Origin of the sequence: Pseudoalteromonas sp. JC28 (genome assembly GCF_013319255.1) — a bacterium.
Lineage (GTDB): Bacteria > Pseudomonadota > Gammaproteobacteria > Enterobacterales > Alteromonadaceae > Pseudoalteromonas.
In genome coordinates, this window is sequence record NZ_QOKX01000003.1 from 400,808 (window position 1) to 415,699 (window position 14,892).

The following is a 14,892-nucleotide window of genomic DNA, read 5'->3' on the forward strand; positions in this document are numbered from 1 at the left end:
CAACCTTAGAACATTTAGTTTTAAAGCATCATTTACGGATTGCAGGCTGATTGCTTCGCTGTTTGACTCTAGCTTTTAAATTTTGCAATCACAGCGCGTCTAAAATGACTTCAGCCTTACTTACTTCAAATTGCTTAGGTTGTTCTACATTGAGCTTTGTCACAACACCATCTTCAATAATCATAGCGTAACGCTGCGAACGCACACCGCCAAATGCTACGGTATCCATTTCGAGCCCCAACGCCTTGGTAAAGCTTGCATCGCCGTCTCCAAGCATCATAATTGCTTCTGCATTTTGTGCATCACCCCAAGCTTTCATTACGAAGGCATCGTTTACTGATATACATGCGATAATATCAACACCTTTTTCAACAAACTTATCTGCATTCACGACAAAACCAGGTAAATGAGATGCTGAGCAAGTTGGTGTAAAGGCACCAGGAACTGCGAAAAGTACAACTTTCTTACCTGAAAAAAGTGTCGTTACTTCATGATAAATCATACCGTCAGAGGTGAGCTCGCTCAGCTCTGCATGTGGTAATTTTTTTCCAACTTCAATCATTGTTTACGTCCTTAAAATTAGGGCTAAATGCCTATATTTTGTTACTTAACCAAAAGTCACTATTAGTGCTACATTTGGATTCGTTTTATATCCACTTGCGGGATTTCATAACCGGTAAATAGCAGCCATTGTTTTTCTGCTATGTATGTAAGACCGCGACTTCGGCTAAAGCTGCGCTCTGGAACTCGGATAATATCTTTGTGCGCATTATTGGCAAAGTCAAAATAGCTAATACGAAAATCACCACGCTGAACATACAAATAATAGAGCCCTGAATCAGAAACAGACCAACTTGCACTTGAGGCCAAATGTGCATTTTTAAATAAAAGCGTTTTGTCTCCAGTTGTAATCTCCATACGCCACATTTCTTGCGGTTCGCTTTTATATACATACAACACCCCATTATGTTCAACTACGGTGGTGCCCGCCGTTAACTTCACTGGTTCGCTTTTTGAATCAACAAAAACGCGAAATACATTATTACCATCAGAAATATAAATTGAGCTGCCATCTTGAGACCAACTGGGTTTACCGTGATATTTAAGCCCTGTTTCTAACCGTGTCACTTGTTGAGTAACCATGTCCAAAAGTTGAAGTTGACTTCCTTTATGTGACTTTGTCGTGAAAATCGCTTTAGTACCATCCGGGGACCAAGCAGGATGCATTGCCTGTAGCCCAAGCGCAGTCAGCTGTTTTCGTTGATCACCTTCCAAATTAGAAACCCAGATTTCATCAAATCCTGATTGATTGGACACGAAAAGTAAACGCTCCGATACCGATGAGTAACTGGGATAACGAAAACTAGTTTGTGACTGTAGTAGTGGAAAGGGTGAACTGGCAACTTGCGCATTAAGGTCAAGCTTCATAATGGAGGTATTAATATTCCAATCATGAAAATACAAATATCCAGAACGACTAAAGCTTGGGTAACTTAGGCCATCAAATGGTAGCGTCCCTAACACTTTACCATCGAGCGCCAGTTTATATGCCGTACGAGCACCATGTTCAATTGATGATACAACTAAATAATCATCAGTTGGATGCCAGCTTATTCCCCGTAAATCGTCATGCCCGCTTAGTAGAGTAACTTCCTTCCCAGTCTCTAGACTTTTTAAATATAAATTCTCAAGCCCATTGGGTAGGTTTCGACTAATCACTATTTGCTTGGCGTCGGGTGAAAGAGCTATGCTCTCAAGCTCACTCCCCTGACAATCTAACTCACAGCCCAACTCAGTTGCTGTTTTATCATTTAAATTCAATAAGGTTACTTTTGGGTTACCAGCTGGCTGCTTGGCGATAAATCCAAGGAGGTTTTTCTCTGCGGAATAAGTTAAAACGGTTGTTATGTCTGCAACACAGCTTGCTATTTTTGACTTTTTACCCGTCACTACATGTAACGACTTGATGGTACATTTCCCTGCATGTTTCTCTATATAAAATAAAGTTTGATTATCTCGGCTCCATACTGACACGGATGCATTTTCAGGACCATCAGTTAGCGCCTTGAGAGGGGCTTCTGGTTTCAGTAAGTTCTTTAAATATAACCCTGCATGGCTCCCAAACTTACGCCATGCAAATGCCAAGTATCGTTCATCCGGAGAGGTGCTAGGAAATAACTCACGACCTGGGAAGTCTGTTACTTCTTCAAGTTGTTGCTTAGGCTGGAAAACTTGAAAATAAAGAAAGGCAATAAATACAATCAATAATATTGCCACAACACCAACTGCTTGCGTCGATAAAGTCGAGCTTTGCTTAGTGGGTGTATCGCAGGCTTCTATAAAAATGGGTTCAATCTTTAATCTATATCCAGACTTTCTTATCGTTTCTATTATTTCGTAATCTTCCTTGTCACGCCCATCTTCGCTGGCGCTACTCAGTGCTTTGAAAGTTTTGCGAAGATGCCAAATGGCATTGGTAAGTGCTTTCTCTCCAACAAATAGATTCCCTCCCCAAACCTCTTTTATTATTTCTTCTCTCGCAACAACGTTCGGATAAGCACGCGCTAGTACCGTCAGCACTTCAATAAATTTTGGTTGCACGCAACATACCTGTCCTTTACTGGATAGTATATGCCCAACCGGATCAATATTGACATGTAGTAACTGATAAGTCGCGCTGTGCTGCATTTTTCCAACCATGAGTAAACACGATGTAAATCATACCTAAATTAGCGACCAAAAGACAAAATTAACGCGATAAACATCATGATAGAAATTCACTCCCACCCTCAAAAAACAATATAAACAATTGAATTTAATACTTATTTTTCAATAGATATTAAATAGAGATAAAAACGTCAAAGAATAGATGTCGAATTTATTGCGTGAACATTAGCGATAGTCACAATGGGTAAAATGAGAAGCCGTACTTTTTTGTAGTTTAATCAGCACAATAAGATACGTACTTCTTTCTTCAAGCCCCAAAAATAAACAACAATCAGAAATTAAAAAAGAGGGACTCCCGTGTCACCTAACAATAATATTAAATTACTCGCCCTATCTATCGCGCTCGCCTGCAGCAATATGGCAACTGCCGAAGAGCAACAAATCGACCGTCAGCAAGTTGAACAAAATAATGCGGTAGTTAAAGCACAAAATGAAGATAAATCACTAGAAAAGATCGTCGTCACCGGTTCTCGCATCAAACGTGATAGCTTTTCAGTGTCAACCCCTATCGCCACAATGGGAGCCGAGTCGCTAAATGATGCAGGTTTAGGTTCGCTTTCAGATATTCTTTTTGAAGAAATGCCCCAAGTGAGTGAGGGGACCGGTAATGGTAACTCGCAAAGCAGTGTGCAAAATACCGGACTTTCAACTATCGACTTGCGCGAATTGGGTGTTAGCCGAACACTGACTTTGATCGACGGAAGAAGAGTCGTATCCAACAGCTATTCGGGTAACTATGTCAGCCTATCAACCATCCCTAAAGGTATGGTTGAGCGAGTTGAAATTATCACTGGAGGCGCTTCTGCAGCGTATGGCTCCGATGCCATTGCAGGTGTCGTTAATATTATTACTCAACAAGACCAGGAAGGGGCAACATTTAGTGCCCGAGGCGGTGAAAGTACCGAAGGTGGCGCTCAGGAATACACAATAAGTGCGGACTACGGCACAACTTACCATGATGGCAGAGGCTACCTTTTCATTAGTACCTCATACGACGAAGAAAAAGGATTGAGCTACTGGGACAGGAAACGTGCTCAGCAACAAGATAGCTGGGATTATGATGATGATCGTATGTGCAATGTAATGCTCACAGCAAACTACGATCCAGATACCAAAAGCGCTTACCGTTGCATGAAAGATATTGATAAATCACAATGGACTAGTTTGAGCGACTCTATCCCTGGTGGTGTATTTGATGAGTCAAGTAGCACTAAGCCAAACTCAGGTTTTTGGTATGATGGCACAACCTTACGCGACGATTGGCAAGAAGAGCTCCATGGTATCCACATCAACCAGTTCACTATGTTGAGAGTACCGGACAAAGACCTCTCTGCGGCAGTAAAAACAGAGTATGAGTTTGACTCGGGTACTGAAGCTTACTTTCAAATGCAATACAGCCGAAATACCTCGCGCAACGTAAAGTCGCCTGAAAGCGAGGATGAATGTGATGCGATTGTTACCTATGATCCAAATAGCAGTCAATTTGGCTCAGACTGTATGGGTCGGATTCCTTATGATAACCCCTATATGCCAGAAGCAATTCGTGCAGAGGCTAGCTCCAAAGGCGTGAAGTGGGATCGGCTATTCACCGAAGTGGGAAATATAATCACTAGTAATGAGAGAACAACTATCAGATCTTGGGGTGGGTTACGTGGTTATATTTGGAATGACTGGGAGTGGGACGTTTCTGTTGGCTACGGCAAATTTAAGCAAGAGCAAACCCGCAGTAACGAAATTTACGTTGCACGAGTCAAACAAGCGCTAAATGCTGAACGCCTTGATGATGGTACGGTTCAGTGTAAAGATGAGCAAGCACGTAGCCAAGGCTGTGTACCAGTCAACCTTTTCGGCGAAGGCTCGATCACACCTGAAGCGGCGGATTATATTCGCGCTAATCCCGCTATTACGACTGATATAGACCAAGTGACTATTTCTGGCTTTATTACTGGTGATTTATTTGAACTTCCAGCAGGCGCCGTTGCTTCAGCTTTTGGTTTTGAATATCGAAAAGATACACAGAGCGTATCGACCAACGTGCCAAATGGTGGCGTAACGTTTAACTATGTGCCCACATTTGAAGGCGATGTCAGCGTTCGTGAAATCTTCGGTGAATTATCGTTACCGCTATTAAAAGACGCGCCAATGGCAAAATCGCTTAGCGCTGAGGTCTCTGCACGTATTGCAGATTACAGCTGGGCAAATACGGGATTAATCCAAAGCTACAAAGCAGGTTTCATTTACGAACCAATCGAAGGCTACTCTATTCGTGCTAATTGGGCTCGAGCAATGAGAGCTCCAACAATAACAGAGCTAATGTCACCACCTCGTGGAGACTATGATAGCTTTGATGATATCTGTGATGGTGTTACCGCGACGTCAACAGATGCAGGCCACGACAACTGCCGCAAAGATGCGGGAATACAAGCCGCTATCGCCGCTGACGGTACTTTTGAAGACGAAAATAACGGCTACTCACCCAACTCAGGAAATAGCGAGCTGTTTGAGGAAACCGCAGATACCATCACCATTGGTTTATCTTTAGCGCCTTCCTTTGCACCGGATTTTAGAATTGCGCTAGATTACTACGACATTCAAATTGATGATGCGGTAAGCTCACTTGCTAACGAAGACATCATTAAGTTCTGTTATGCATCATCAATGGAATTCGGTGACGGTAACGAGTTTTGTCGTGATGTTAAACGCGATGAAGAAGGCCAGATTTATGAAGTTAATCAACGTGTCATTAATACCGATGAGATCCGCACTAAAGGTTACGACATCGCACTCGAATATGTGTATGACGCTAGCGACTACGGTAGCTTTAAGGTGAAAGCAGACTGGACACATGTTATCGAATACTCAATCACCAGTACGGGTCCTGATGGACAATACGAAGACCTTTATGAAGGCTACCTCAGCACCGATATCTTTGAAGACAAAGGCGCTATTTCACTAACTTGGTATAAGAATGACTGGCGTGTACGCTTTAGCACAAAATATAAAGGTGCAGTGGAAGCCAGCCGTTCGAGATATGAAGACTGGCAAGCTGCTATCGAGAAGAATAATGAACGCTGTGCAACAGGCGAAACAACCTGTATAGCCAATCCAGAGCCCCTATGGCAAGGTGCACTGCCATCAGTAACGACTCATAGCTTAACGGTAAACTACAGCATGGAGCTAGGCGATAACCGCACTCTCTCTGTTTATGGTGGTGTGAATAACCTGTTCGACGAAAAAGGTCCGTTCATCGTCGGCGGTACAGGTAATTTTGATAGCGCCTATGGCTCAGGTGTTGGCCGTTTTGCGTTTATTGGAGCAAAATACCAGTTTTAGACTTCTGCATTGATCCGAGGGGCTACCACTGAGTAGCCCCTTATCTTTACAAACCAAAAAGTGTATCGCGTAACTTATCTGAGATTTTGTCAATCTCTGCATTGCATTGGTTGTAGCCTTGGCAATTAATAATTGCACTCATAACCATGTTTTTTGACGGCAGATACCAATTTAACGTCGCATACCCAATCTCAGCACCGTTATGATGATAAACAGGTTCATTTCCGACGTGCTCACTAAAGATACCCATGCTGTATTGCTGTCCGGTGACATCAGTATCCACCCATACGGATTCTCCTAGCAATTGCTCACGCACATTAGCGGGAATATCTGGGCTCGTTATCATGATTTTAAATAAGTCACCAAGATCCTTAGCCGTCGATACAATCGGTGCATCAGCCACACCAATATTGGCATAGTAAGGTTGCGTATTAATTTCATTGCCCTCATCATCAACAAAGTACCCTGATGCAATTTCACCAAACGCCTTTTCGATCCCTCCATAACTCATACTACTTAAGCCAAATGGTTCAAAGATATACTCACGCATCGCCTTTGAGTGATGCTCCCCCAAAACTTTATCCATAATTAGACCCGCCAATAAATATCCAGTATTAGAATATTTCCACGCAGCTCCGGGTTTGAAATTGGCGTCTTGATTGAGAGCAAACTGCAGTGCAAAGCTGTCCGTTTTTATTAAGTCTGGCTGTTGTAATACTGCAGCAAAAAATTCACCGTTAGCATCATTGAGATAATCATATAATCCAGCCGTATGATTGAGTAACTGCCGAACATACATTTCGTCACTGTTTTCTATCTGTTGTAAAAGTTCGTGAGACAAATAGTCACTTATCGGTGCATCTAGATCTAATAACTGTTGTTCATGCAACATCGCCATTAAGAGCGCAGTTACTTTTTTACCCGCACTGCCATTTGGGATCCTAGCGTCCGTGGTCATGGGTATCGTATTTTCTTTATCTGCTAACCCTGCAGCACCATAAAATTGAAGCGTAGGCGAGTCAATATAGAGCACAATACCAGGGATACCCGCTTCAACACTTTGTTCGAGCATCGCTTGAAAATCAACTTCGGCTACGGGAGGAGAGACAGGGCTCGGTTTAGGGTTAGACGTCGACTGACTATCATTACAGCCAAATAACGACAGTCCACCACACAATAATGTGACCAGTTTTAGTGTTCTCATGAGAAATACCTCGTTTCGTTTAAGTGATAAAACAATAACTAAGGTATGTACGCCATGCTGTCTCTGACTTTTTCAAAATGTATCAAACAGTAACGACTTCCTTTATTTTCATGCATAATGTCAGACCATTATGGAAGGCCAGAACAAGCTTGATACAATTCGATACAACTTGCAGAAAGTCGATACAGCTATACTCGCTTACACTCACTACAGTAACTAGCAAATTAATAACTAATAGAAATTGCTATGAAAACACATTTATTGATTGCAGCCTCACTTATGGCCGCAAGTGCAGCGCAGGCCAAAAGCACTGACGCAAAAAAAGAAGGTCACGGCTATTTGGCCATTGGTTACGGGATCAATTACAACAGCGATATTTACAATAATGCCGAGACCTCGCTTTCGCCCACTGTACATGGCGCCTACTATTTTAGTAATGGTCTATTTGTCGAGTTTCCAGGCCGCGCTGAGAAGTATGACCCAGCACTTGCACTCGGTTATCAGTTTTATGAAACAGAAAATTGGGAATTTGATGCCCTACTCTCAACCGCTCATGGGCGAATAAATTACCGTTTTGGCGGGACTCGCTATGAGCTAAACACTTCGTCTTATCTTGGGGTAAGAGCTACAGGGAATGTATTTGGCTTACAAATTAGAGCTATTGTTGCACCAAAAGTGATTAACTCAGATTATTCAGATGGTCGCTACGCTTCATTATGGATCTCTAAGCCTTGGCAATACAAAAACTGGCACTTTTATAGCGCAGTCGGTGCACAATACCGAAACTCGGCCATGTTAGATTATTACTACGGTGGCGCACCATTTAAAGATTACGATGCCAAAGGTGGGGCTAATCTTGGGGTAAAGCTCGGATTTTCACGAGCTTTAACAGAAAATTGGATAGTCGATGGCCACGTCAGCTACACCAAATATGCATCAGGTATTATGGATAGCCCTATCACTAAAGCAATTGTCAGTTTTAACGATAGAATTGAGCACGGTGAAAGCATTGGCCTGTCACTTAGCTACGTATTTTAAGGAGCTAAATATGAAAAAACGACTATTTGGCTTAGCCCTACTCGCTATGCAAACTCAAGCGAAAGAAGAAATTAAGGTCCCCGTATGGACCGTAAAACCAGGGCAATGTGTTGCGCTCGAACAAGGTCAGCAATGTTTTATCGACCTCTCAGTGACCTGGCAAACCTCTGTGACCGGTAACTTTTGTCTCCATGCCGATGAAAAAGAGCTGGTTTGTTGGCAGCAGCAAAAAACCGCGAGTTGGCAAGGCGAGATTTTAGTTGAGAAAGATTTGCTCATTACCTTAGAAGATAACAAGGATATTCTCGCAAGCTATGCTCTGCAATATGCTTGGGTGTTTAAACAACAAAAAAGTAACGCCGTGCGTTGGCGACTTTTCTAGGAGTAGTTGTGGTAGCCGAGTTAGTCCTAATAGAAGACGATAAAGAGTTGGCCCAGTGGCTGAGTGATTACCTCTCTACCAAAGGATTTTCAGTGCGGCTATATCATGATGGTCAAGACGGGCTGGAGCACGTTTTAGCCTCTCCCCCCGACTTGGTGATTTTAGATGGTATGCTGCCAAGTTTAGATGGCTTTGAAGTCTGCAAGCAACTGCGTCTGTCGCTCAGCATTCCAATATTAATGCTCACCGCACGGGATGAGGAAATTGACGAAATTATCGGCTTAGAAATGGGGGCTGACGACTACCTCAAAAAGCCTGTAAGAGGCCGGTTATTAGAAACTCGTATCAAAGCGCTATTAAGGCGTCATCAACCTCAACACCAAGCGCCCAAAGCAACACTTGAGTTTGGCACACTCTACATTAATAAAGAAGATAGGAACGTTACCCTTGCAAAGCAGCCAGTTAACTTATCCAGCAATGAGTTTGATGCGCTTTGGGTGCTTGCCAGTAAAGCCGGACAAATTGTTACCCGAGATGAGCTTACTAAAGCACTCAGAGGATTTGATTATGATGGGTTTGACCGCTCTATAGATTTGCGTATTTCACGACTGAGAAAGAAGCTAGGTGATGATGGCCAAAACCCATTTAAAATAAAGACGGTATGGGGTAAAGGATATCAGTTGGCGAAGGACGTGTGGTAATGTGGCGCTTTGTGTTTGCTTTACTGACCATCTTAACGCTTACAAGCGTTATCACAGGTCAGGTGTTTGATAAGCTTATCGCCGCATCCTCCGAGAGTAATGAAGCGCATTACGATCCACTTAGCACAACCGCACCAATTATTGCCGCAATGGCTAAAGACAACATACCTGAGTCACAAATTACTGCGCTTCCACTGCACCAAACAATAACCGCTCAACTTATACCAAGGGCCGACTATCCACTCCCTGCGAGCTTAAGCAGCACACTCTCACAACAGCGACTTATTTACCTCGAAAGCGAATCATCAGTAAGCGCTTGCATACTTACAAGCCAAGATAATATCTACATCCTGACAATGCCGAAGCAATTTCAGACTAAATATGGCCTGCTCATGACCTTGTTGTTTTACACTATCGTTCTGATTGTTGTCGTCGCCTTTTTATCCCCATTTATTGCTAGGCTGTTAAAGCTCAAAAATGCCGCACATCAGCTGGGTAAAGGCGAACTCAACGCCCGCGTGCAAGTCGGTACGGTATGGTACTTAAAGGATATTGAGCAAGCGTTTAATCAAATGGTACGACAAATAGCCGGGTTAATGACTGACATGAAGCTATTAAGCAGCGGACTTTCTCATGAACTACGTACGCCACTTGCAAGGGTAAGAATGGGGCTAGACACACTGGTTGAAACTCATGATGATGAGCTGCGGGCACAGTACGAAGATAGGATCAACCAAAACCTTGATGAAATGGAGCAAGTGATTGATGCTATTTTAGATTACGCAAGATTGCAGCACCGCCTTGACGACGTGGAACTTCAGCCTGTTGACTTGAATGCGATGGCTCACCAGTTAGCCAATAACGCCCACCATCATGACTTAACACTAAAACTTTCGTCAAAACCTTGCTGGATAATCGGTGAAGGTCAGTACTTACGCATGCTAATCAATAACTTATTATCTAACGCGATAAAATATGCCAACGCTAAAATATCACTAGAAACCCGAGTCGATAATGACAAGGTTAAGTTTATTATTGAAGACGACGGGATAGGTATAAGTAACGAGGTTCGAGACAAAGTGTTACTACCATTTTATCGCGACGATTCTCAATCACAATCAGGGTATGGAATTGGCTTAGCCTTTGTGCAACGTATAGTCACTCGTTTTGGTGGTACCATCGTAATTCAAAAAAGCCCCGCGCTGGGCGGGGCCAAAATCACTGTTTCGCTGATACAGACTCAGCAAAAGTAACGTTAACTCTGAAGCTGTGGTAAGCAGTGCTACAGTTCACCGCTTGGCAACGAAACAGTGTACAACAACCTAATATTCAAAGGGAGTTAGGATTAATGTGGTCCACTGTTGTCAGCAGGCGTTTGCCAATTACTCTGCCACACGTAGTTGCCATGGATATAAAGCAGTTTATCAGCCTGAATAAGCCCTCTATCTGCTTCGGTATACCCGAGTGCTTTGTCACTCTCTATGGGCGTTGCTACCTCGGCACGGCTACTCCCGCGATAACTGAGTGTTGAGTCCACGCCGTGGATAATTTCAAATGCGGCGAGATCGTTTTGGCTATACCAGTTATAACTACTTTCATTCACTTGCTCTGTATTCCAGTAAACAATCGGCAAAGTGAACCGAGTTACTGAGGCATTGTCTTTTAGCATGGCCAAAGCGCGATAATCATATTCCAGCGGTGTAAACCCCCCTGCAAATGTATGATCTTTTAATAGCTTGGGTTCAGCAGGATTTGCAACATCAAACAAACTCACTTTGGTGCCGGGCTGCACGTTTCCATCAGGGTCTCCAAGGTGCTGACCTACCCCAAGAAGCAAACCGTCACCAACAGGGTGCAAATAAGAAGAGAAACCGGGGATCTCTATACTTCCCGCGATTTTAGGCTGTGATGCGTCAGATAAGTCCAGAACGTAGAGAGGATCTATTTGTCTAAAGGTCACGATATAAGCTGTATCGTTAAAATATCTAACCGCATAAATATCTTCATCCACAAGCCCCGTATCCGGATTAACCTTGCCAATAGGGGTTGGATTTTGGCTATTTGGTAGCGTCGCCACAGTGTTGAGTTCATTCCCTTCTGGTTTGAGCATATACAACTTATGGCTATTACCGATATCTGTATCATACTGACTCGTTACTACGCGCAGAACGCCATCTTTTTCATCAAATCGAGTCGCAGCCATCGTCTCGCTGACACGAGCAAGTTGACCTTCCACCTCACCTGTTGCTTGGTATGTCACCCCTTCGTCCGTTAACAATAACTTATGTAATACTATGCCTGATGGATCCCAGATTGATGTGTTGACATCACCATCACTGCCATTAAACGAGTAATTGTAAAGATACACTGCTGTTGCAGACATATAAAAACCAAAGGTGCGCGTGCTGACGCAAGTTGTTTTCACCTCATCAGGATTGCGAATGTCAATTTCCGTGACTGTTGTTAAGCCATTATATCCATCTTGCGTGGTAGCATCTGCTGGCAAATAACAGCCATCTGCGGCAACCAGTGGCGCTACACTTCCTTGCTTTAAATTTCTAAATTGGGGTAATAAATCGTTAATGTTAGTATCCATTAAGCGATTGTAGCTTGCTACTTTGTCAGCGCTATTAAAACCATTGTAGCGTATAGTGTGGTCGGCGATAACATAGAGTTTGTCACCGATTAATCTGCTGCCAACTAATGAACCATCAATTTGAAAGCGTTTTTCGACCTCAGCCTGTGCGGGTAGGGATACGTTACTAAAAGCAAGCTCAATCACGCCTTGATAATTTACTTCAGGTTGAACATCCAGTTCAGACATACCATCAGCAAAGTCATACTCATAGTCCATTAATACGCTGATGAGTTGATTGTTTTTAAGGTAAAGATTTTGGCTTGCAAACTCTGAATCTGATACCGCTAATTCATTAACTTGTGTAGGGACATCCGTAGCCTCAGTATCCAAGATCCTAACGAAGGTTTTACTGTCTGTATCCGTGTATGCAACGCTGGTCGAGCCGCCGATAAATAAGTAACGGCCATCGAATTTAATCCGGTCGCTTTCTGATACCCCTTCAACCAGTTGATTGGTGCCTGAGTAAGGTGCATTATCTGTGGTTGCTGATGGATTTTCTAAATCATCGCCATTATTCAACCCACCGCTGGCAACGAAAATGCCGTTTTTGATAAACTGACTAAACTGAGCTGATGAAGCTGACTTCAACGGCGCAGAGCTATTATTAAGCGCGTTGAGTTCTGGTAATTTATCTTCATCATTGTCGCTACTACCACCACATGCGCAAAGGCTAGCGGCAAGCGGAAGACTGAGCCAAATTTTGCATCTCATGATATGTTTCCTTGTAAGTTAAGTGCCAACGTAAGCCTAAACTTTCACACTAAAATTTCTGTTATCTTGGCAACTTGTTTTGTTATTTAATGTTACCCTTTCTGGTAATTTGTACAGCGACTGGTAAATTACACTGGTAGTAATAATGCGCTTTGATTGACACCTCGTAAAAAAACCAGTGCAAAGCCCAAATTCAGAACTGGAGTTCCAAGTTGAATAAGTTATTAATGGCCTTAACCTTGCTGGTTACCACTCAGGTAAATGCCACGGTGGTGCCATGTGACGCCAATGACAGCGAGTGTACGCCAGTCGATGAATGGCGATTTGGCATTGCGCTTGGCGGCGGCGTGATCTCCAACCCACTCCATGACGGTGAAAATATTCCCTTGGTTGTTGTGCCCTATATTAGTTATTACGGTGAACACCTCTTTCTTGATAATGGGACTTTGGGCTATACCTTTCACTACACTGATAAATTTGATCTTAGCTTGATCGGCACGTTTAATACCGAGCAGGCCTATTTCGAAAAATTTCACCCGAGTAATATATTCGTGCAAAAAATGGGGTTTGATGCCAGCAATGAGCTACCTGGCGGTGAATTTGCCGCAGAGCAAACCGCTATCTCCTTAGACGATATCGAATCGAGAAAATGGGCCATAGATGGCGGCGTTTTAGCCCACTGGATAATAAGTGATAGCGTAAAAATCAGCGCATCATGGCTCACCGATATCACCAACACTTATCAAGGTTACAATGCCGATGTTGGGGTTAGCTATCGTTTTAGGTTCAATAATTCACCTAACACTTATGTGTTTATTAAAGCGGGGCTAAAATGGAAAAGTCGACAACTGGTGGACTATTACTACGGCATAGACAAAGCGGATACACCGAATAGTGAGCTATGGTATAAAGGCAGTTCAAGCTTCCAGCCTTATGTTAGCTTTGCCTACTCTTATCCCGTAAGTGAGTCTTGGACCTTCAAATTTAACGCTAAATATCAGCAACTTGATAGCACAATGACAGATAGCCCGATAGTCGAGGATAGCTATACCGCGACGGTTTTTGTCGGGGGAAAATATGAATTTTAGGCTGTACTTAATCACAATTATAATTTTCAGCGCACCAAGTAAAGCTTTAACCAAACCCAACAATGGCATTAAATTAGAAATAAAACCTATTACATGTATGGTGAAACAAGCAGGGCAACGCTGCGAAATGACGGCAAAAATTGCTTGGCAATCGCCCGCTAAAATGGACCTCTGTTTATTTCAGGAAAAACAAAAATTACAATGCTGGGAGCAGGCCAAGGAGGCAAAATCAACACAAATTATCCACCTCTCAAAGTCCATGCTCTTTACCCTAAAAGATGCTAAAAATAACGTTGTTGCAAAACAAAATATTGAAGTACACACAAGCGTCAACCAACAATATAGACGCAAACTCAGAAGCGATTGGAGTGTGTTTTAATGGCCAAGGTATTACTTGTCGAAGATGATGTAAAACTAGCGGAGTTAACCGCAAAGTTCTTAATCCATAATGGCTTTGAAGTCGTTCAATTACACAATGGTATTAACGCCATTAAAGCGATAGAAGCCGAAAAACCAGATATTTTAATTTTAGATATTATGCTTCCAGGCCTTGATGGTTTTTCTATTTGCAAAGCTGCACGCGGTGATTTTAAAGGGCCGGTTTTATTTCTTACCGCCAAAGATAGCGACTTCGACCATGTAAAAGGACTTGAAATCGGTGCTGATGATTACATTATCAAGCCCGTTGAGCCATATGTGCTACTTGCCCGCTTGAATGCGCTATTAAGACGCACACAAAATGATGAAGTTCAGTCTGACTCCATTACCTTAGGGGAATTACAAATAGATAAATCGGACCGTAAGGTCTACTTGGCAGGTAACGAAGTTGAACTAACCAGTTATGAATTTGATTTACTAAAGACATTGGCAGGCCATGCGGGCGAAACGCTGAGTAGAGACTATATCTATAAACATGTTGTTGGCCGCGAATATGACGGATTAGATAGAAGCGTTGATGTACGTATTAGCCGTTTACGTAAAAAACTTGGCGACAATCTAGAGCAACCTGCAAGGCTTATTACCGTGTGGGGCAAGGGCTACCTCTGCTCTAAGTCTGCTTGGGGCTAGTG

Annotated in this window: 12 protein-coding genes; 8 read left to right on the forward strand and 4 right to left on the reverse strand. The window is 42.9% G+C overall.

What is annotated here, in order from left to right; genetic code table 11:
* Window positions 1-88: 88 nt before the first annotated feature.
* A complete protein-coding gene (locus DS891_RS09490; RefSeq protein ID WP_174169646.1) occupies window positions 89-562 on the reverse strand; it encodes a peroxiredoxin in 474 nt (157 codons plus the stop codon).
* Between the two features lie 68 nt (window positions 563-630).
* Window positions 631-2,688 (reverse strand): winged helix-turn-helix domain-containing protein, encoded by a 2,058-nt coding sequence (locus tag DS891_RS09495; RefSeq protein ID WP_254605785.1) that lies wholly within the window; start codon window positions 2,686-2,688, stop codon window positions 631-633.
* Window positions 2,689-3,024: 336 nt separating this feature from the next.
* Here DS891_RS09495 and DS891_RS09500 point away from each other — a divergent pair, with 336 nt between their 5' ends.
* Window positions 3,025-6,060, forward strand: coding sequence for a TonB-dependent receptor (locus tag DS891_RS09500; protein WP_174169648.1), 3,036 nt, complete (start codon window positions 3,025-3,027; stop codon window positions 6,058-6,060).
* A 46-nt stretch (window positions 6,061-6,106) separates the two neighbouring features.
* Here DS891_RS09500 and DS891_RS09505 read toward each other — a convergent pair whose 3' ends face one another.
* Window positions 6,107-7,264 carry a serine hydrolase gene (locus DS891_RS09505; RefSeq protein WP_102058273.1) on the reverse strand — a complete coding sequence of 386 codons (1,158 nt, stop codon included), beginning with the start codon at window positions 7,262-7,264 and terminating at the stop codon, window positions 6,107-6,109.
* 246 nt (window positions 7,265-7,510) lie between these two features.
* Here DS891_RS09505 and DS891_RS09510 point away from each other — a divergent pair, with 246 nt between their 5' ends.
* The 4 genes from DS891_RS09510 to DS891_RS09525 are packed head-to-tail and all read left to right on the forward strand — an operon-like array spanning window position 7,511 to window position 10,638.
* The gene (locus tag DS891_RS09510) at window positions 7,511-8,302 is read left to right on the forward strand and encodes a MipA/OmpV family protein (protein WP_010603906.1); all 792 of its coding nucleotides are present in this window, start codon (window positions 7,511-7,513) and stop codon (window positions 8,300-8,302) included.
* Window positions 8,303-8,312: 10 nt separating this feature from the next.
* Window positions 8,313-8,684 (forward strand): DUF3019 domain-containing protein, encoded by a 372-nt coding sequence (locus tag DS891_RS09515; protein WP_102058272.1) that lies wholly within the window; start codon window positions 8,313-8,315, stop codon window positions 8,682-8,684.
* An 8-nt stretch (window positions 8,685-8,692) separates the two neighbouring features.
* Entirely contained in the window at window positions 8,693-9,385 is a 693-nt protein-coding gene (locus DS891_RS09520; protein WP_174169649.1) for a response regulator transcription factor, read from the forward strand.
* Window positions 9,385-10,638: a HAMP domain-containing sensor histidine kinase gene (locus DS891_RS09525; protein ID WP_174169650.1), complete on the forward strand. Its 1,254-nt coding sequence runs from the start codon at window positions 9,385-9,387 to the stop codon at window positions 10,636-10,638. The genes DS891_RS09520 and DS891_RS09525 overlap by 1 nt, the downstream gene beginning before the upstream one ends.
* Window positions 10,639-10,730: 92 nt before the next feature.
* On the opposite strand, the gene DS891_RS09530 is transcribed toward DS891_RS09525, so the two are convergent.
* Window positions 10,731-12,734, reverse strand: a complete 2,004-nt coding sequence (locus DS891_RS09530) for a beta-propeller domain-containing protein (RefSeq protein ID WP_174169651.1) — start codon at window positions 12,732-12,734, stop codon at window positions 10,731-10,733.
* 212 nt (window positions 12,735-12,946) lie between these two features.
* Here DS891_RS09530 and DS891_RS09535 point away from each other — a divergent pair, with 212 nt between their 5' ends.
* The 3 genes from DS891_RS09535 to DS891_RS09545 are packed head-to-tail and all read left to right on the forward strand — an operon-like array spanning window position 12,947 to window position 14,890.
* Window positions 12,947-13,822, forward strand: coding sequence for a MipA/OmpV family protein (locus DS891_RS09535; protein WP_227388037.1), 876 nt, complete (start codon window positions 12,947-12,949; stop codon window positions 13,820-13,822).
* A complete protein-coding gene (locus DS891_RS09540) occupies window positions 13,797-14,201 on the forward strand; it encodes a DUF3019 domain-containing protein (protein ID WP_227388036.1) in 405 nt (134 codons plus the stop codon). Before DS891_RS09535 ends, DS891_RS09540 begins: the two co-directional genes overlap by 26 nt.
* Entirely contained in the window at window positions 14,201-14,890 is a 690-nt protein-coding gene (locus DS891_RS09545; RefSeq protein ID WP_174169652.1) for a response regulator, read from the forward strand. Before DS891_RS09540 ends, DS891_RS09545 begins: the two co-directional genes overlap by 1 nt.
* The last annotated feature ends 2 nt before the right edge of the window (window positions 14,891-14,892 follow it).